Below are 18072 nucleotides of genomic sequence, written 5' to 3' on the forward strand. Positions count from 1 at the left end.
ACCTGTAAAACCACCCATAAAAAAGAGAGCAAAGGAGCTTTATGAAGCTGCCTCTGCTCTCTTTTTTTCTCCTTTATAGGTTCATTTTAAAAGACGATGACTTAATTTGATAAGCCCTTCCCTATCGATAAGTCGTACATTGTTAACAGATCCCAAGTTTATAGCTGATTTTGAATAATAGCTGTTTGTTACTACCCATATGTCATCAGCATTATAATACTTTTGAGCACCTATTATCTCTTGAACGGCGCTTATACCTACGCATCCCTTATACCTTTTTGCTTGAACAGCTATAGTGCGTCTATTTTTTCTTAGTATCAGATCCGCTCCATAGTCACCACTACGAGGAGTGCTTTTTACTTTATAACCCAAAGTTGTAAACAGCTCCATTAGATACTCTTCAAATTGCACACCATTCATAAGATCTATTTGTTCAATATTAGACTTTCTTAAAGCACTATGCTTTTTAAACTTTATGTACAAAAGAAAGGAAACTACAAATAGAGAAATTATAAAAGGAGTAACAAATACTTCAGGGACTGTGAAAACACCCCATAACATCACAAAACCAAAAATAAAGATTGCAGAGGCATCAGTGCTTTTAGCCTTCTTTTTGGTTAATTTAAGCTTAGTCATATAACGCAGTCTCCCCTAAATTTAGTAAGTTAAAGTACCTAATACTACGGAATATTTATATTTAATATATTTTATCCATATATGTACTGATTTAGTAATATATACTATAATTAAACGAACTTAAATTTTACAGCGGAGGATATTATGAAAAAGACTTATATGTTATTTTTGGGTTGCTTCTTAGTTTTCAGTAGCCTTTTAGGATGCTCGAAAACTAGCGAGAGCGACGTGAAGGAAAAAGAAGTAAAATGGTATTCAAGTGAAGAAAAAGCCTTTAACGAGGCAAAAAAAGAGCGTTCTGATATTCAGGACATAATCGGAGAGAGTAAGTATTATGAAAACGAAAAAATTGTTATCTATACCATTAAAGATAAATCTAGCGTGGGTGTAGGAACCGCTACAATTACTCAAAAAGATAATAAAGTTAGTTGGGAGACTAACAACAATCCGTTTATTATACAACAACCCAAGGGTGATACAGATGCATCGTATGAATTTAAAACTACCTCAGGTAAAAAGTATGAACTATACGCTGGTACTCCGACTGGGCCAAATATGAAAATAGAAACAAAAATCGATACGGAAGTTAGTCCGCATATAGATAAAGAACAAAACATTTATTATTTCCTTTCACCTATTCCAAGTAATTAAATTATTTACCTATTTCTAAATACAAAAAACCTCTAGGGTACAGTGTCTTAGAGGTTTTTTGACGAGTACATTTTGGAGGAAGAGATAAAAGTAATTCAAGCTCTTCATTAGTAATATGTGCTATTAACTTTAATGTATTCTCACTTGAACAAATACCGGAGAAGTTTTAAGATAACTGATAACTAAACAGCAAAGCGTCATCTAACCTTTTATCACCGGTAGTAAACCCTTCTTTTAAGTATTCTTTTACAACTTTAGCAAGGAACTCCATATTTTCATCTAGTTCTAATTCTTCGGGACTGGTAATTTTTCCGTAAGCAAGTAATATTGCGATACTGTAAGCTTCTACTTGGCCTTTCGCGTTTTCAATAGTAAGAAGATCATAGCCTCCATACACAGTGTTTGCAGCTATTTTTGCACTTTGATCACAAAGCTTTTTTAACAGTACTTTTCTCGTATCCACTTGGCCATCTCCTTTGCTTTTTATAACCGTTCTATTCTTTATTGATTGGTAAAAATCCTTCTCTAAAGCCTATAAGCAAAGAAACCAAAGAACATATTCCTCATCTTAAACACTTGGTGTAAAATTAAAGAAAAATAAAATATGTTATTTAGGAGGTTTTTCAATGGATCAAAAGGAAGAAGCACCATTAGACTTAGTAATTGTTCGATCTTTAATTATTGATATGTATGGACGATATGGAATGGAGCAACAGCTAAAATCTACTAGACCTGGAGTGCTAGCAACAATGTTTGAAGATTGGCAAGAACGGGTTTCTATAGAACTTCTCCACAAAGGCTTAATAAATGAGGTTTACAAAGCTGAAAATTACAACAAACTAGGCGACTACGATGCACAAGTACTCTTAAATGAAAAGTTTTTGTGTGATTATGATGATTACCGTTAAATACATAACATTACCGCTATAAACAACAAAAAACGCCTCAGGAGGGCGTTTTTTTGTTGTATACGTGTGAAATAACTCAGCAATGAAAAAATCGACTTACATATATAATGTCCATTAACAACATTACTATACAACGAATATAAAAGTCTTTATGTAAATGCTCTTCTATAACCAAGTTTCAACAATTGTGGGATGTTCATCAGGCTGCCTATTAATGCGTGTTAATCCTGCAGGTATAACGTTTCGAATTTCTTCTAATGTGTTTTTAATAACAACAACATTCGTGGGGCGGTTTAGATCCAGTAACCTCGCTGCGTATTTATTGGGAATATCTAATGTATTATAAAAAACAGCAATGACAGGCATCTGCAATCCTCGCATATCTACGTTTGTAAAATTATCTAGTATATGTTGTTTCATAAAAAAACCCTTCCTTTAAAAGCTTCCTTGATTATTTCAACTTTATTTTGTTTATAATTTTCAGCAAATCTTCGCGGTTTTTGCTAAGTTTAATCCATTTAGGAAGAGTGCTCTCTACACTGAGATAGTAAGGTGCCGGATCTCTTAATTCGGCTCTAATGTATCCCTCTAAATAGTTTAAATGCTCATAATTAAAAGCCCAAAACGTATTTCCTTTAAAAGGCGCTTGTAAATAGAGAGGTAAACCGAAAAACCAATCAACTGCCTCTTCGCTTATGTTTACTTCTTGATATTCGTATTTCCAATCGCTAAATGGACCTCTTTTAGCTTTCGTTTCTTTCATATAACCACAACCAGTACATACTAGCCGTCTTTTTAAGCTGTTCCAACGATCTCCGTATTCTTCGCTATTGTCTATTTTTTCAGGAATAACAATTTTAGCTACGTTATTGCATTCCGGACACTCAACAAGTACTTGATCAGTAAATCTAAATAACATTTTATTTCCGTTAAGAAATCTTTCTTTCATAAATATCACCTTAAATTATAATAGCATATAGCCACTAAATTTTGCTTCTGGTATTAAAAAATAAAAAATACATTTCTTAGAAAGCAATTGAACTTCCCCATTCTGCAAACTTGAAGCGGGATTTTATCGGTCATCTTTGATAAAAAAAGCAACTCTTATGAAAAGAGATGCTTTTGGATGGTTTACATTATATATGATAAATCCACGAAACTTTAAGGCTTATTAATTTTAGTCTTGAGATGTATATTCCTTACTTGCTCTTAGGTGATGTTTTTAACAATTGTCTAATAAAATTAGAGACAATAACTTTGTGATTGTCATTAAGATCGGAGTATAGGTTTTTAAACAGTTCTACATATTGCTTACAGTCATTATCATCTAAAATGTAGTAAACAAAGCTAGGTTTTTTATCGCCATTTCTTGGATAGACATTCATACTTTGAATGTTTCTGGAACCAATTAATATATTTGACTGTTGCCTAATTGTTAATTCCATTCCAGATGCCAAATTATCTATAATTACCTTTTCTTCTTCTGCAATGTCTTCTGTCATTAACTCTTTAAATGTTAAGTAAAGATCGGCTAATTGTTTATCTAACAAAAATAAATATCTTAATCCGTATTCATTTAAGTTTAAAGGTATAGAGTTAAGTTCTACTGGATAACGTTTTTGTCTGTTCTCTTCTCTTCCATTATGCATAGCAATTCTCCGTTTCCATTTAAGTTTTACCATAAGAAAGTTAAGGTCACAAATATGCAAATACTATTACTAACTTTAAAAATTGCATAAAATAAATCTTAGCGGCAAACAATAAAAAGACACCTGTTTTCAAAGATGTCCTGCTTAAGAATTTAAGTGTTAAGAGTTTTATATTTAACTGGTGCAAAACTACACCCTAAAATTTCTACTGACGTTTTAACATAAATAACATTATGTAGACTAATTTTAACACAATTTGAGGAGATAAATTGTTGGCATTTCCTTCCGAGTTACATATAAAGAGCTAAATACACAAAAGAACTTTTTGACTTCTTATAATTATATTTAGTTTGTAAGAAATAATAACAATTTTTTTAAATTCATTTTAGTTTACATAACTATATTACAGTAAAGACAAACCTTGTATAAAAATATTAACTCGTCTATTGTCTTTTTTGAAATGTAAAAATTAGATCTTCTTTAGTATATAGACATATATTATATTATTGACGAATAGAAATTGTGGTTTTTGGTTAAGATGTTCATATGGGGAGTGAATGTCCAACCCACTCCTTTTATACCTCGAATGAAATTTTTACATAAAAAAACTACCTAGAGAGAGGTAGTTTTTTTATGTATCCGATGTATTGTATATAGAACAAAAAGTCGTGTATTATTTAAAATAAACGACTTTTTATAGTTTAAAATCGTGTAATCGTTCAAATAAAATCAAAAGTTTTTATCACATTGTATCTTCTAAAATATTGTAGACCTTTAATTGATGTTCAAAAGCCTCTATCTCACCTATTTCTACGTTGTTATGGATACTCCCTATCCTTACTGTATTTGAGTAAATTTCTATTTCATTAGGAACAGTTCTTCTCTGACCGGACACTGTTACAACAGTAACGTTTAGTACGGTTTTCAGTTCATTATGTAGTAATTTAAAAGCTTTAATTGCCTTTCTTACACGCTCGTCTAATATTAATTCTCTTTTCAACTCTTTATCCGCTGCTATACGTGCTAATTGGTTCTGAGTTGACTTAGGGCTTTTCTCAATATAGTTGGATACAAACTCTTTTATATACTGTATAGGGTTAGATAAGTAGCGGTAATACATTTCATAAGAAACTTCACGTCTAAATTTCACTGGATCTAAGTTTAACAAGTAAGGTAACACTTCACCTCTAATTATCTTTCTAAAGACAATAGCTCGTTGTTTAACTTTCATTTTTTCAATGGAATCAGTAGAAATGTTTGTTAAAGAGGATACTCTGCTGGTTCTTTCTCCTAGTTCTTCTTCTACTTCGTTGCTTATTTTTTCCGTTAATTCTTTTTTTGAAAAGGAAAGAATATCTTTTAAACCACTAAACACATCGTTTGCAACATATTTATCTTCGTAAATAAAAGCATTTAATTTTGTAAAGAATACGCCACAGGGAATTATGTTTTTATCTAACCTTATTGAAGATAAATAAGGAAAATTGGTATTTGCTATATCCGATACAAGAACTATTGGATTATTATTAAAGTAGTCTAATACCTTTGTAAGTCTTCGCGTAACATTCTTACCATTTTCTTTTGTTATAAAGTTATAAAGGTAAGAAAAATCCTTATCTTTAAGGAACTCTTTAAAGTTATTTTCTTCAAAAGTAGTTATTTCCGTTTTCATAGGTTATTGCTCCTTAATTCTATATATGTAAATTACAATTAATTATTGTATTTTTTTAAATCACTTTCATAAAGGGTATGTAGTAGGAATATAACATATTTTATGTATTATTCACATCATTTTCTCTTTACATACAAAGAAACTCTGCATACTCGTTGCAGAGTTTCGCTTCAATTTTTTAGATTTTGAAACATTTTCACCTTTTCATTTAAGATAGTAATGACATCTGTAGGAACATCCACAAATAGGCCATTTTCTACTACTCCTGGAATCATATTTAAGCTCACTTCCAGCTGAGCAGGATTAGTTATAAAGTTAAAATTACAGTCTAATATATAGTTTTTATTATCTGTTACGTATGGCTTGTTATCGGAGCGTAAGCGAAGCTTGGAAGAACCTCCAAGGCGTTGAATATGCCTAGCAGTCATTTCCCAACCAAACGGAATTATTTCTACTGGTAAAAGAAATCCACCTAATTTCTCAACATTTTTTGAGGAATCGGCAATAATCACCATTCTCTTAGCTGCTTTGGCAATCATTTTTTCACGCAGTAATGCTCCCCCTCCACCTTTTATAAGATTAAAATATGGATCCATTTCATCTGCTCCATCAATAGCGATGTCAATGTGCTCAACTGCTCCTAAATTGACAAGCGGAATTTTAAATTCTCTTGCGAGTTCAGCAGTCTTATCGGATGTAGCAACTCCTTGAATATGCAATCCTTCGCTCACTAAAGAGCCAAGTTTTTTCAAAGTGTAGAAAACAGTACTTCCGGAACCTAAACCAACCACCATTTTATTTTCTACAAGCCTAGCGGCCGCTTCACCAACTAATTGTTTTTGATGCAATTAAAGTCCCCCATTTTATTAAAATTTGCTTAAGTATGTGTTTTAAAATGTAAAAACTTAAAGAGTAAAAAACATTAATTTACTACTGAATAACTTTAATAAATCCTTGTTTAATGGACTTTTGTTCAATTTAGTCACTCTGTATGGATATAATTACCACGAGCGTTTTTATAGCAGCTGAATATAATGTTAGCGTACTTCCTAGTTCTAATTTAATTTGATGTACACCCTAATTCCTATTGCACAGCAAGTTTTTAACTTGCTGTATTTTTTGTACTTTAATGCTAATTGATGAATATACTGTACAGATAAGACATTTGTGTGCTCCGATTCTAGCTAAATAATTATAATCCGTACCTTGAAGCAGCCTAATGGCTTGCTTTTTTTTTAGTAAATATAAAAAAGTTTTAAAAAAGCTACAACTCTTATGAGTGGTAGCTTTGTTGTTTATTTATAGAGATAATTAAAAAGTAGGTTTATTAAGATATTAAGAATTCTTCAATGCTATTGTATCGATTTTTACTATTTGCATTTTCATTAAACTCATTTAAGATGTGGAGAATTGCCTTGTTAGGGTTGTAATATCTTCGGCTACACGTACTTGTGCCATTTGTGTTGACTCCTTCTAAAGAGAATGCAAATGGTGCATAATTAGGTTCTTCTTTTTTAAGCGTTAAATTCCAGTGTCTATATGTGAAATTTTCAGATTCCCCTATGTGCCACTCGTTGCATCGTTTCAATAAATCAACTAAATACCTCTTATTAGTTAAATAATTTACATCTTTAAACATCATTCATTTCTCCTTTTATGTCATTTGGTAGGTCTAGCACTTTGAAATGTGTTGCTATAAAAGCCTTGTTTTTTATAAATAAAAATTCGTAATCTAAATGATTTACTTTTAATCCTTAAAAAGTTCGTAATAAGGAACTAGTTGATCTTTTGTTATTTTTCCTTCGTCAGATAGCAAATGTAGCAAACTTGTATAGATGCTTTTTGAACACATATTTTCGGGTGCTATTATTAAAAGTGCCTCGTTTACAAACCCTCTTTTATTTGCTCTATCCACACGAATATTATATTCTTCAATAGTTACCTGAAAATCAGGCTTCTTCCTATCAACTGAGTCATTAAAGGCTTTACGGGTCTCAAATATTTTTTTCTGTAAATTATTTAACTCATCCTGTTTAAAGGCTAATAATTTTTCTAATTTCTTTAAATCAGTTTCGCGAGCAATTCTGCTGGGTTGTCTATACATAATTTGGTCATCTTTTTGTACATACTCAAATACAATTATTTCATTCTCGTAAGGAAGAAATAGTAGCCAGTCACCTGCTATTTTACCTTGAGTCAATTCCATAGGGCTAAACAAGTAATAACCTTTCGGGACCAATGCTTGCTGTTCCAATACATCAGATATATAGCTAACCTTGTCAAGTAAAGACATAATACTTTCCACTGCTGAATTCTTCATCTAATAACTCTCCTTTAAATTTAATCTGTTTATAAGATTATTTTAGTAGCAATTATTCAAAATGGTAAAAATAACAAAAAAAGACCGCTATTTAATTAAATAACGGCCCTAACAAGTTTAGATATCTATATTTAATTTTTTATACTCTTCTTCTGAAATTGGATAATACTTTAAAATTACCTTTAACTCGTCACCACTAACCCCATCACTCAGTACTCTCTTTACAAACCTAATATTCATTTCTTTTTCTATTTTTTTGACTTCCTTATCCACTTCTTTTTTAATATACTTTCCAAATGGACCAGGATACCTTTCATCATAATGAACTTCACGATCATTTAACTCAGTCTCAATATCTTTAATGTGTGTTTCTAACAGTCTGCCTACATTATTTAGTTCTTTATTAGATTTTATAAAAGCTTTACTGTTCTTTCTTATTTCTAGGAGTCTTTCTGTAGTTAGTAGAATGACGTTTAAACTCATATGTATTCTCCTTATACCCTGGTACAAAATTTGTTTTCTAATTCCTCCAATATACCTTCAGGAAGCTCATAATACTTCATAACCGTTGCTACACTTTCAGTAAATTCGCCAGTTTCGAGAGCTTCACTAACTATTGATTCTGCTTTCTGCTGATCGTCTTTATCAATAACTTCTTGAATGAATCTTTTCATAAAACCGGCTTCCTCATTTTTTAGCTTTTTATAATATTTACTCCCTGCATATTCTATCTCTTCTTTGTTTGTTGAATCAAATAGACTAAACATCTCGTCTGCTATTTCTTCAATTATTGAGTTGTTTAACCCTTTTGTTTTTGCTGCTGTTAGAAAGTAAGCTACTGCCTGACGGTTATTCAATTTTCTTCCTCCTATGTATCCTTTATAAGTTCTTTGCTATTAAAGGGGTTGCTTTTAAACATTAGTAATTGAAGCTGGACAAATTATTTTCTGATACTAATCTTGTTCTTCCTTGAATTTATATTTTTTAGAGTGAGTAACTTATAAAATTCTATATAAACCCAACAAAATCCTATGTAATATCTGACAAAAAATAAATTCTGAAACAAAAAAGAGCAAATCCGTTTTCACTACGGATTTGCTCTTTAAATTTGTGACTTTAATTCGTATACTTAATTAAAAACTGTAAATACTATGCTTTACCATCTATATTTTAAGACTACATTAAAGGGGGCTGAATTAGCCCTCTTTAAATTTGTACAGCAAGCTTTCTTGATACTCTTATAATTGTTTTCTCATCCATACCAATATATCTTAAAGAATCTGATGGGTACTTATGGCCAAATTCCATTTGAAGTGAAACAGCATCTTGTGTTCGTTCATATAAGTGATAACCATAGGTTTTTCTCATTGTATGTGCTCCTATATTTCCCGACACACCACTGACTTTTGCCGCGTCGTTAATAAAGCGCCATATTGTTTGCCTGCCAATTGGCTTGTCACCTTTTCTTGATGGAAAAAGAAGCTGTTCCTCTTTCTTGTGATCGGTATATTTAGAAATTTCTTTCTTGAGTCCATTTGAAAATACAATTGTTCTTATTCTTCCTGAACCGTTCTCATCTACTTTTATGTAATCTTTATCACGAATATCTTTTACGCGCAAAGCTAAAATATCGCTTAAATATAATCCAGTATTGATACCAAAAACAAATATGAAATAATTACGATATGATTGTTCTGCTAAGTATTGCTTCATTAAATTTATTTTTTCTTTTTCACGGATAGGTTCAACGAATTGTCTTCCTGCTCGTTTCATTCTTTCTCTCTCCTCGTTGATCGTAAGCTGCAAATTAAATTTAAAAACCGAAATAGGTCTATATAAAAAAGGGTCAAATGTTTTTTATAAAGTAGTAGATAATGAAGTGAAACTTAAGATATGTATTGTTACAACACACGTATATGCGTATTACTAAAGTTATATTGTGTTCATAAGTATAGCATAGGTTTTCGAAAAACGGTTAAAATTTTTTTGGTACAAAAAAATAAAAGAGCTTCTTGATGAAATGCTTATTTACTTAAAAATAAAAAAACACATAAAACAAAAATTTTGGACAGTTTAATCCAGTTTTTTTGTTTTGTATGTTTTCAATAAATCTATTGGGTCTTCATCTCCCGTTACCGCTCTTTGTTCATATATAAACCATTTGTCTTTCTTTTGTTTAAATATATAGTAATAGGTCATTTCAACATTAGTAGCGGTAGTGCTCGTTTTGTAGGTGGCATCTTCAACAACAGTAGCAATTGCCAAATTATCTTGAACATCTAATAATTTATAGTCTGAAATCTCAATGTATGTCTTTGTTTTATCACTGTTGTTGTTACGCTGTTCGTTTTTATTAGGAATATAGTACTTTACGCGTTTATAGTAAGGAGAGTTTTTATAGGCAATATTTTTATAATCCTTAAAATTACTATGTTGCTGGATCTCTTTATTTTCATTAATTAACTTAATAAAGGGGTCTTTATTAGAGTTTATATCGGTTGTTTCTCCAATGGTATCTGTACAAAGAAAGAACACCGACAACACTGCTAGAAGAGTTACGCTAATTATTATATATTTTTTCATAATGCCCTCCTCTAATGTAAGTTGGCTAAAAGGCTAAATAGAGTATACTAAAATTTTTCAGTTCGTTAGAGTATAAACATACTAATCGAAAAAGGAACCTAATTGATTACTTTTTTATCATCTTGTACTAATTGTTGCAAATATATAAGCCTTTGTACATTTTTTAAAAAAATTCTCCCTAAACTCATTTTTTAATTATAGTAAAGTCACTACAGGAACAAACAAGGAGAGAATTAAAATGACAAAAGAAATGTACAATGAATTCACTTATAACTTAAATCACATTAACTTCACTAACTTAGTAGCTACTACTGGGGCTATGATGAGTTTACTAAAGAACCATCATTACGGTTCATTTAAAACTGCTGTAGATACTTCAATTATTTGTAGTGCTCTAGAGGTTGAACACGGTACAATGCAATCAACTAAGAAAATGGATAACTTTGAAATTTACTTACTTCACGATGCCGGTAAACTGGGTATGTCATCTGAATTTCTAAATTTTAAAGGAAGATACACAGGTGAAATGTTTGCCGAAATGAAGAAACATTCTCTAGGAGGAACTAATCTTCTTATGAGGATAGGTTTTGATGAAACGGTTTATCAAACAGTAAATTACCATCACAGCAATTATGATGGTAGCGGTTATCCAAGTGGTGTAAAAGGCGAAAACATTCCAGAGCTTGCTCGAGTAATTAGAATCGCTGATAGTGTGAATGCTTTCTTAACAAAGTTTTGTGAAAAAGAAGGTGGTTCAGGAGTCTTTAACGATTTAGACAAATGGACTGGAGATTGGTATGATCCAAGCTTAATTACTTCTTTTGAGTCTCTTCATAACAAAGTGATGGACGCTTGTAAGAAACTAGGGGTTTCTAATCCGTCTAAATCTGTGTATATGGAGCAATTGGTTCACTTATACTCTAACTCTCTTCCGCTTAAAAGCGTTGAAGAAGTTGAACAGCATTATTCGCTGTAAAAGATCTATTTAAACCACAAAAAAGACGTAAACTTTATACGTCTTTTTTCTTTTGGGTAAAATCTTATTAGAGTTTTATTTTAAGTATTTTAGTAAGTAGAAAACTAATTGCTCCTAAAGATAATACTGAAATACCTATTGAAGACCAAAGTATCCATTTAGAATTTTTATGGCTTTCTGTTTCAGGTGTTGGTGAACCTTCTCTTTCTTTCTTGTTATTTATAGAAATCTTACTTTCATCATTTAAAGGATCGGTAATATTCTTTTTAACGTAAATCGAAGAGGGAGAAGCGCCAACATTTGAGTTAATGGTATCTAAATCCCCTTTTTCCGCTGACGGAAGTGGCCTTCTATTATTGGTTGTTTTTGTTTCAAGATTTTTTGGAGTACTTATCGAAACCTTAGTTCCTGAGCTTGGTTCTTCCTTAACTGCAGAGTTATTATCTCCACTGCTTTTCAATTGTTCTTCTATAGCATAACGGATTTTCTTTGGAGATTCCGCTGGTATAGTTAAATCTTCTTTCGGTTCATTCGGATTTGCTTGAACTGGGTTAATAATGTCTAAAGCTTTTCCTGTGATCTGATTTTCCCTATTTTTAATGCTTTCAATTATGTTATCTACATATTTAGGCGCATAAAGTTGGGGTGTATCTGTTTTCTTATTTTCTACAGTATAAGTAATAACGGGAGAAGAAATAGATTCATTTCCAAACTCATCTACAGCTGTAGCAGCTATTCGATATATACCAGGTGCTAAATTAATTGAACTATCTTGCTCTCTAATTAATACAACGTTACTTTTGGTATCATTAACATAAAGATTAAAACCCTTGGTGTCCATATCATTTGCCATTAGTTTAATATTTAATTGTTGTGTTTCTGGGTTATAATTTGGAATCGCTACACTAGGAGGATTAGGTGCTATTGTATCTTTTACTAATACGTCAATTAAGTTGCTTTGAGCTGATTCATTTGCTGATGTATCTATTGATGAAACACTAACTTGATATGTTTTGCCGTCCGCTACTCCTGATATTTCATAGTAATTACCTTTCACGGGAGAGCTGTTTTGCTTCACTCCGTTTAAGTAAACATTGTACCCCTCTAAGTCGGCTTCAATATTTGAATCCCAATTAATTTTTATTGTTCTGTTTTCTCCATTAGCTCGTATGTTAGTTGGAATTTCTGGAGGAGTTCCGTCCACAACTAGTTCTATAGGTTGTGAAATCTCTGATTCATTAAAAAATTGGTCTAGTGAGGTTGCAGAAAAGCGGTATACGCCTGGGAGCAAATCTAGGGTAACGGTTTGCTCTTGAATAAGAGAGGAATTATAAACGATACCGTTTATATAGAGGTTGGTCCCGTAGACGTCAGGATCACGGTTTTCTATTTCTAAAGTTACCTTGCGTTCAGGAGCATTGTACGAAAGTACTCTTAATGCTGGTCTGTTAGGAGCAATGGTATCAAATACATATGCGTTAATTACATCACTTGAAGGTGATTCGTTATTAGCCGTATCCACTGCAGTAATAGATATTTGATAGGTTTTCCCACTGTCTAAACCCGTTACTTGATATTGATTATTCTGTGTCGGAATAGAATTTTGTTTTATGCCGTTAACATAAACGTTATACCCTAAGAAATCTGGCTCAGTGTTAGCCGCCCAACTTATATGAATAACTCCGTCCTTGCCTACTGCTTCGCTATCGGCTGGAACGGCTGGAGGTGTAATATCAACAGTTTTAATGTGGAGCATCGTGCCCAATGACTCGTTTCCAAATTTATCTACTGTAGAAATTCTGTAATCATAATCTGCCCCATCATTTAGACCAATTTCATAAAAGAAATTAGATGTCACAGAATGAACTAATACGCCATCTCTATATACATTAACGTGATCAAAATACTTGTCTGTAGGGTTAAACCAATTTAGGGTTACAGAATTGTAGTTGTGAACTTCACCTAAATTGCTAATTTCTGAAGGAGGAGTGTGGTCCCCTTCAATTCTATAAACTGCTGCATCGGCTCCCATAAGTGAATAATCTTGGCCATACGTTGTTCCAGTAAAGAGATAGTCTCCTGTATTAGTTAAAACTCCGTCCATAATATTATCTCCACCAATTCCTCCAACTGCTTTTTTCCACATAATATTTCCATAAGGATCGTACTTAACAACAATCCCATCGCTTACACCATTAATTTCCGGCACTTCTGAATTAGAAGGTGAATTGGTAAACCCACTGGCAACATATCCTCCATCTGGAGATTCTAAAATTGAGTAAAACGCGTCACTCCCTGTTCCTCCAAAGCTTTTCATCCAAAGCTTATTACCGTTGCTATCAACTTTAATTATAGTGGCGTCAATAACTCCTTTGTTTAATCCAGTCATATCTCCGTTTGTTGATTCTGAGTAGCCAACGCCAACAAAGCTGCCATCACTAGTTTCAATTACTGATGAGAGATAGTCGTTTTTTGATCCACCAAAACTCTTATGCCATAATTGATTTCCATTAAAATCGTACTTTGCAATCACCATATCAGCATAACCTCTCCCGCCAATAAGATCGCCATTAATAGAAGAAGATTCAGCTGACAATATTAAATTGCCATCCTTAGTAAGGTTTACTGTATTAAAATCTTCTTGTTTAGAACCTCCTATGTTCTTAACCCATATTTTATTTCCGTTCTTATCAACTCTAACCATTACAGCATCGTATGACCCCTTTAAGGCTGTAATATCTCCATTAGATGACGCTGTTAAACCAACGGCTATATAATCCCCTCCTGGTATTTCTACGACATCATAAAGGAAGTCTGATGCAGTCCCACCATAATTTTTAATCCACTGCTTATTTCCGTTTGAATCAAACTTTGCAAGAATCATATCTTCATAACCATTATTGCCAGGAATGTCCTTGTCATTAGACGATGAAAACCCCGCTGCTATATAACCCCCACCTACTGTAGGTCTTATTCCATAAAAATAATCAGATTTACTTCCACCGTAACTCTTAATCCATTCTTTATTACCTTGTCCATCAAACTTTGCTATTAGAAAATCTGAGCCGCCTTCGTTTTTGGTAAAATCGCCATCAGAAGAACTTGTATAACCTCCCGTTATGTAACCTCCATCAGGGGTATTTGCGGTTGTCATAAAACTTTCATTACCTGTACCGGCATAACTTTTCATTGATAAGATATCCCCCTCTTGAGCTTGGACAGTGATTGTAGTGAGTGATAAGCAAACGAACACGGAAAACATAGCAACAAGGTTCTTGCCATTAAAGCACTGTGAACTCATATATTTCATTTTTCATCACTCCCTTAGGGTGTTTATAAAATAGTTTTTTAAATTTAATACTGATAAAAATTACAAAGTCAATTAAATAACGAGAACATAAAAAAATCCACTTCATAGAAGAAGTGGACCATATTTTTAAATAATAAGTTCATAAATTAAAAGTTGTTATTACATTAACTTTTTAAAATCACCAAGAAATAGTTGTTGTGTTATTTATGATTAACTGATTACTATTGATGACTATATCCTTAATAAGTTTAAGCGGTAAACCAAACATTATATTAGAAGGCATTTTACTAGTAGAGATTTCTATCCTATCTGCAGAAGATATTTCGTCATATACCTTGTCCCCTTTAAGTAAATCACCTTTGTAAACAATCTCTCTTGGTCCTTTATGAGTTAAAACCTTCATTTTAAAAGTTACTGGTTTTCCTCTTAACAATTCAAGGTTTTCAAACAGCTCGTTAATCTGATTTCTTCGTGACATAACAACATTCCCCTTTTGCTAGTGAATTTTTAGAATTATAAACCCTAAAAAGTGAAATGAGAAAAAATGTAAAATTATGTTTTGTATGTAGATTATTTACCCAAGTTAGAGTAAGACTTAATCTTTTTTCTAAGTAAAGCTGCTTTAAGCGTTTGTATACAAAAAAGGAGCTAACTTATTTATGTTAAAGTTGCTCCTTACGTTTATACTTATACTGGTAACAAGTGAGTAACCAGAAGTCCAGCCATATATTTTTCTACATCAGTGAACTGCTTAAATCTCTTTGGGTCAGAAATTACTGATAAAGTTGAACCATATTTTTTTAATTGTTTATTTCTTAATCTTTTCTTTTTTGGCAAAGGGTTATTAGGGACTTTATCAGTAAACTTGGTAGTTGCTACCTCCCAAAAACCTTGAGTGTGACTCCCTCTCACTACACTAGTACCGTAGTTATTAGGGAATTTATAATGGAACTGTTGGTAAATACCATCATTAAACAAAATATCTCTACCTATAACATTTCTTATTTTCATATATTCTTCTAAAGTATAGTTTTTTGTTTTATCAAACAATAAAAACTTGTCGTAAAACTTATCTCTACTAGCTAATTGTTGCTTAATATCCTCCTCAGACAAGCCACCGAATAGGCTAAAATCCATTGGGCCTAAATCTAAAATATTAGATTTAAATACACTTGTTTTTTTCTCATAAATGTTTCTCCTTCAATTTTGCTGTTTGCCTGTATGTATAATTTCTTCTTTTTCCAGTTCTCGGCATTTAATTATTTATTACTATGAAGTAGTTTTAAGTCGCTTCCATTTTCATCGTCACAGGCTATAGCTGTTATTTCTTCAACTCGCAAAATTGTCTCGCCATCTTCATTACCGAATGTATCTATATTAGTGATTTTAAGGAAAGCCTCATCGCTTTCTTTTACAAAACCTTGAACTGCATATACATCTGAATCCAACATCACAATTGATACAATTAATCTTTTTTGTTTAGCGAACTCCAGTAAACCTAAAAATAGATTGTCTTTATCGCCATCATATTTTAAATGTTCTTGTTGTTTTAAACTGTACAATTTTTTTATTTTTTTAATGTAGTTTGTTTCTGTTTGCCAACCGTTAACATTTGTGTGTTTTAACAAGTAAAAGCCATCTGAATTTCCTCCAGGCGTTACATTAGCTAAAAGATAGTAATCATCATCTTCCGCTATAAGTTTAGCTACAGAAAAACTTTCAAAGTCACTGTCATCCGTATAAATTTCCAACCAAGTATCGGTTTGTACCGTTTTATTTTTAAGTGCCATAATATACTCCCCTATATAAAAATTCTTATGAAATTACTCATTTATTATCTCATATATTCTCTTTAACACGAACAGAAATAGAGTTAACAAAATAAAACCGCCTTATTATAAAGCGGTTTTTGAGGTATAGGAACTAATATTCTTATTTGTGATAGGCATAAACTTTTGCCATATGCTCTTCAACATCGCTAAAAAGTAAATAGCGATTTATATTAGAAGTTGTTACAGGATCTGAATTGTATTTTGCCATTAGCTTTTTTCTTAACCTTTTTTTCTTAGGTAGAGACTTCTTTATGGGCTTGGTTGAGAAATTCATATCCGTTACTTCCCAATAACCTGCTGTGTAAATACTCATTACCACGCTAATACCGCTGCCATTAGGGAACTTATAAATTAAACGCCGGAAATCCCCTTCCCACATTTGCAATTCTCTTCCTAATAGCTTTTTCAATTTGTTATTCTCCTCTATTGAAAGAGATTTAGAGCTATCAAATATTATAAATTGATTATAGAAAGGATCGCGTTTCTTTAGTTGTAAATTAACTTTTCGTTTAGCGCTAGTGGTACTATCAACGGGCTTTTTATTCACTCTTTTTTGAGGTTTCTTGCTTTTGGTTACTTCTGTCTTAAAACATAGGACTGTTTCCTTCTCTTGTTGTTTTAACAGTTCCATAAAGTTCTCTAGACCTTCTCCTGAGCTAGACACTTGTTAACACTCCCTTTTCCTTATGGCATTTGTTTTATACAACAGTTATTTCCATAAAAGAAATTTGTTAAAAGCTGTTTTAAATATTTAATGCTATAGTTGAATCGTTTACATTAAAACCTTGCTTGTGGGAATATAAATTTGAAACGTTAATCTCCATTCTACATTTATTGTTTATTTTTCTTTTCCGTCATTATGTGAAGTAAAATAGTTAAAATTTAAGGAGGCTATTATAATGCCAGAAAAGGAAAGAGAACAAATGATGAAGTTTATTGAAACGTTAGAGGATCTTATAGGAAAGAAAAAAAGCAAGGTTATACAAGATTCACTTATAAAAGCGATGGTACAACTTATATCTGACAATGGAGAAAATGATACATCAACTAAATGCACTTGTGCTGATGATGTGTTCTATTTATTCCAAGCAATTGAAGCAGTTATACCCGTTCTTAATAAAGAGCAACAAACCGTTAAGCTTCGTATTCAGATGAACCGTAAAGTGTATAGAAATTTTCTAGAAGTCTTACACAAATTAAATTTGGAGAAGGACGATTCACTAAATAATGAAAACAGAGATAATTGGATTATTAGCGTTAGGTATTGTAAGTCCACCAGTGGTTTAAATATGTTTTTTAATCCTTTTCATCGTTTAAGACAATTAAGACCGTAATAGACTCATTAAAGAAGCGGAGCAAACTTAACCTCCGCTTCTTTTTTTGCTTATTTTAAACAATCACAACTCTTTGTAGGTTTGAATAGAAACTTTTTATGAAAAACGATTACTTTTTAGATAAGACAGTGTTATATTAATTGATAACCTAATATTTAGAAAATATATACTGAATTAGACATTTATTCTGTTGCAGCTAAA

22 protein-coding genes are annotated in these 18072 nt (G+C 32.0%); 4 read left to right on the forward strand and 18 right to left on the reverse strand.

The features are described from left to right. Positions 1-81 precede the first annotated feature (81 nt). Positions 82-636 (reverse strand): restriction endonuclease, encoded by a 555-nt coding sequence (locus WKH56_RS08785; RefSeq protein ID WP_342835321.1) that lies wholly within the window; start codon positions 634-636, stop codon positions 82-84. A 144-nt stretch (positions 637-780) separates the two neighbouring features. Here WKH56_RS08785 and WKH56_RS08790 point away from each other — a divergent pair, with 144 nt between their 5' ends. After that, positions 781-1287, forward strand: a complete 507-nt coding sequence (locus WKH56_RS08790; RefSeq protein ID WP_316911188.1) for a hypothetical protein — start codon at positions 781-783, stop codon at positions 1285-1287. 166 nt (positions 1288-1453) lie between these two features. Here the strand turns inward: WKH56_RS08790 and WKH56_RS08795 are convergent, their stop codons facing one another. Further along, positions 1454-1750 carry a hypothetical protein gene (locus tag WKH56_RS08795; RefSeq protein ID WP_342835322.1) on the reverse strand — a complete coding sequence of 99 codons (297 nt, stop codon included), beginning with the start codon at positions 1748-1750 and terminating at the stop codon, positions 1454-1456. Between the two features lie 163 nt (positions 1751-1913). Between WKH56_RS08795 and WKH56_RS08800 the strand changes: the two genes are divergently transcribed. Further along, complete coding sequence (locus WKH56_RS08800) at positions 1914-2195, forward strand: hypothetical protein (RefSeq protein ID WP_342835323.1); 282 nt, start codon at positions 1914-1916, stop codon at positions 2193-2195. 165 nt (positions 2196-2360) lie between these two features. On the opposite strand, the gene WKH56_RS08805 is transcribed toward WKH56_RS08800, so the two are convergent. The 11 genes from WKH56_RS08805 to WKH56_RS08855 all read right to left on the reverse strand — a co-directional run bounded on the left by WKH56_RS08805 (position 2361) and on the right by WKH56_RS08855 (position 10419). Further along, the gene (locus WKH56_RS08805; RefSeq protein ID WP_316911185.1) at positions 2361-2615 is read right to left on the reverse strand and encodes a hypothetical protein; all 255 of its coding nucleotides are present in this window, start codon (positions 2613-2615) and stop codon (positions 2361-2363) included. Positions 2616-2646: 31 nt separating this feature from the next. Next, positions 2647-3144 (reverse strand): hypothetical protein, encoded by a 498-nt coding sequence (locus WKH56_RS08810; RefSeq protein WP_342835324.1) that lies wholly within the window; start codon positions 3142-3144, stop codon positions 2647-2649. Positions 3145-3394: 250 nt separating this feature from the next. Next, positions 3395-3844, reverse strand: a complete 450-nt coding sequence (locus WKH56_RS08815) for a hypothetical protein (protein ID WP_316911183.1) — start codon at positions 3842-3844, stop codon at positions 3395-3397. 742 nt (positions 3845-4586) lie between these two features. Continuing rightward, complete coding sequence (locus tag WKH56_RS08820) at positions 4587-5516, reverse strand: hypothetical protein (protein WP_342835325.1); 930 nt, start codon at positions 5514-5516, stop codon at positions 4587-4589. 170 nt (positions 5517-5686) lie between these two features. Beyond that, positions 5687-6364, reverse strand: a complete 678-nt coding sequence (rpiA, locus tag WKH56_RS08825) for a ribose-5-phosphate isomerase RpiA (RefSeq protein ID WP_316911181.1) — start codon at positions 6362-6364, stop codon at positions 5687-5689. 479 nt (positions 6365-6843) lie between these two features. Continuing rightward, positions 6844-7155, reverse strand: a complete 312-nt coding sequence (locus WKH56_RS08830; protein WP_316911180.1) for a hypothetical protein — start codon at positions 7153-7155, stop codon at positions 6844-6846. Between the two features lie 108 nt (positions 7156-7263). Further along, positions 7264-7836: a hypothetical protein gene (locus tag WKH56_RS08835; protein ID WP_316911179.1), complete on the reverse strand. Its 573-nt coding sequence runs from the start codon at positions 7834-7836 to the stop codon at positions 7264-7266. A 117-nt stretch (positions 7837-7953) separates the two neighbouring features. Further along, positions 7954-8319 (reverse strand): hypothetical protein, encoded by a 366-nt coding sequence (locus tag WKH56_RS08840; RefSeq protein WP_316911178.1) that lies wholly within the window; start codon positions 8317-8319, stop codon positions 7954-7956. Between the two features lie 11 nt (positions 8320-8330). Then, positions 8331-8693: a hypothetical protein gene (locus WKH56_RS08845; protein WP_316911177.1), complete on the reverse strand. Its 363-nt coding sequence runs from the start codon at positions 8691-8693 to the stop codon at positions 8331-8333. 349 nt (positions 8694-9042) lie between these two features. Continuing rightward, complete coding sequence (locus tag WKH56_RS08850) at positions 9043-9609, reverse strand: tyrosine-type recombinase/integrase (RefSeq protein ID WP_316911176.1); 567 nt, start codon at positions 9607-9609, stop codon at positions 9043-9045. Positions 9610-9909: 300 nt separating this feature from the next. Then, on the reverse strand, positions 9910-10419 hold the full coding sequence (locus WKH56_RS08855; protein ID WP_316911175.1) for a hypothetical protein: 510 nt from the start codon (positions 10417-10419) through the stop codon (positions 9910-9912). A gap of 238 nt (positions 10420-10657) precedes the next feature. Between WKH56_RS08855 and WKH56_RS08860 the strand changes: the two genes are divergently transcribed. Then, a complete protein-coding gene (locus WKH56_RS08860; RefSeq protein WP_316911174.1) occupies positions 10658-11395 on the forward strand; it encodes an HD-GYP domain-containing protein in 738 nt (245 codons plus the stop codon). A 67-nt stretch (positions 11396-11462) separates the two neighbouring features. Here WKH56_RS08860 and WKH56_RS08865 read toward each other — a convergent pair whose 3' ends face one another. From WKH56_RS08865 to WKH56_RS08885, 5 genes are all read right to left on the reverse strand, one after another. After that, positions 11463-14585: a fibronectin type III domain-containing protein gene (locus tag WKH56_RS08865; RefSeq protein ID WP_342835330.1), complete on the reverse strand. Its 3123-nt coding sequence runs from the start codon at positions 14583-14585 to the stop codon at positions 11463-11465. A 298-nt stretch (positions 14586-14883) separates the two neighbouring features. Then, a complete protein-coding gene (locus WKH56_RS08870) occupies positions 14884-15183 on the reverse strand; it encodes a hypothetical protein (protein ID WP_316911172.1) in 300 nt (99 codons plus the stop codon). Positions 15184-15392: 209 nt separating this feature from the next. After that, a complete protein-coding gene (locus WKH56_RS08875) occupies positions 15393-15842 on the reverse strand; it encodes a hypothetical protein (RefSeq protein WP_342835331.1) in 450 nt (149 codons plus the stop codon). A 122-nt stretch (positions 15843-15964) separates the two neighbouring features. Next, positions 15965-16495, reverse strand: coding sequence for a hypothetical protein (locus tag WKH56_RS08880; RefSeq protein WP_342835332.1), 531 nt, complete (start codon positions 16493-16495; stop codon positions 15965-15967). 142 nt (positions 16496-16637) lie between these two features. Continuing rightward, positions 16638-17168, reverse strand: coding sequence for a hypothetical protein (locus WKH56_RS08885; RefSeq protein ID WP_342835333.1), 531 nt, complete (start codon positions 17166-17168; stop codon positions 16638-16640). A 268-nt stretch (positions 17169-17436) separates the two neighbouring features. Between WKH56_RS08885 and WKH56_RS08890 the strand changes: the two genes are divergently transcribed. Continuing rightward, positions 17437-17871, forward strand: a complete 435-nt coding sequence (locus tag WKH56_RS08890) for a hypothetical protein (RefSeq protein ID WP_316911168.1) — start codon at positions 17437-17439, stop codon at positions 17869-17871. Positions 17872-18072: the final 201 nt, after the last annotated feature.

The organism is Priestia sp. SB1, assembly GCF_038898415.1.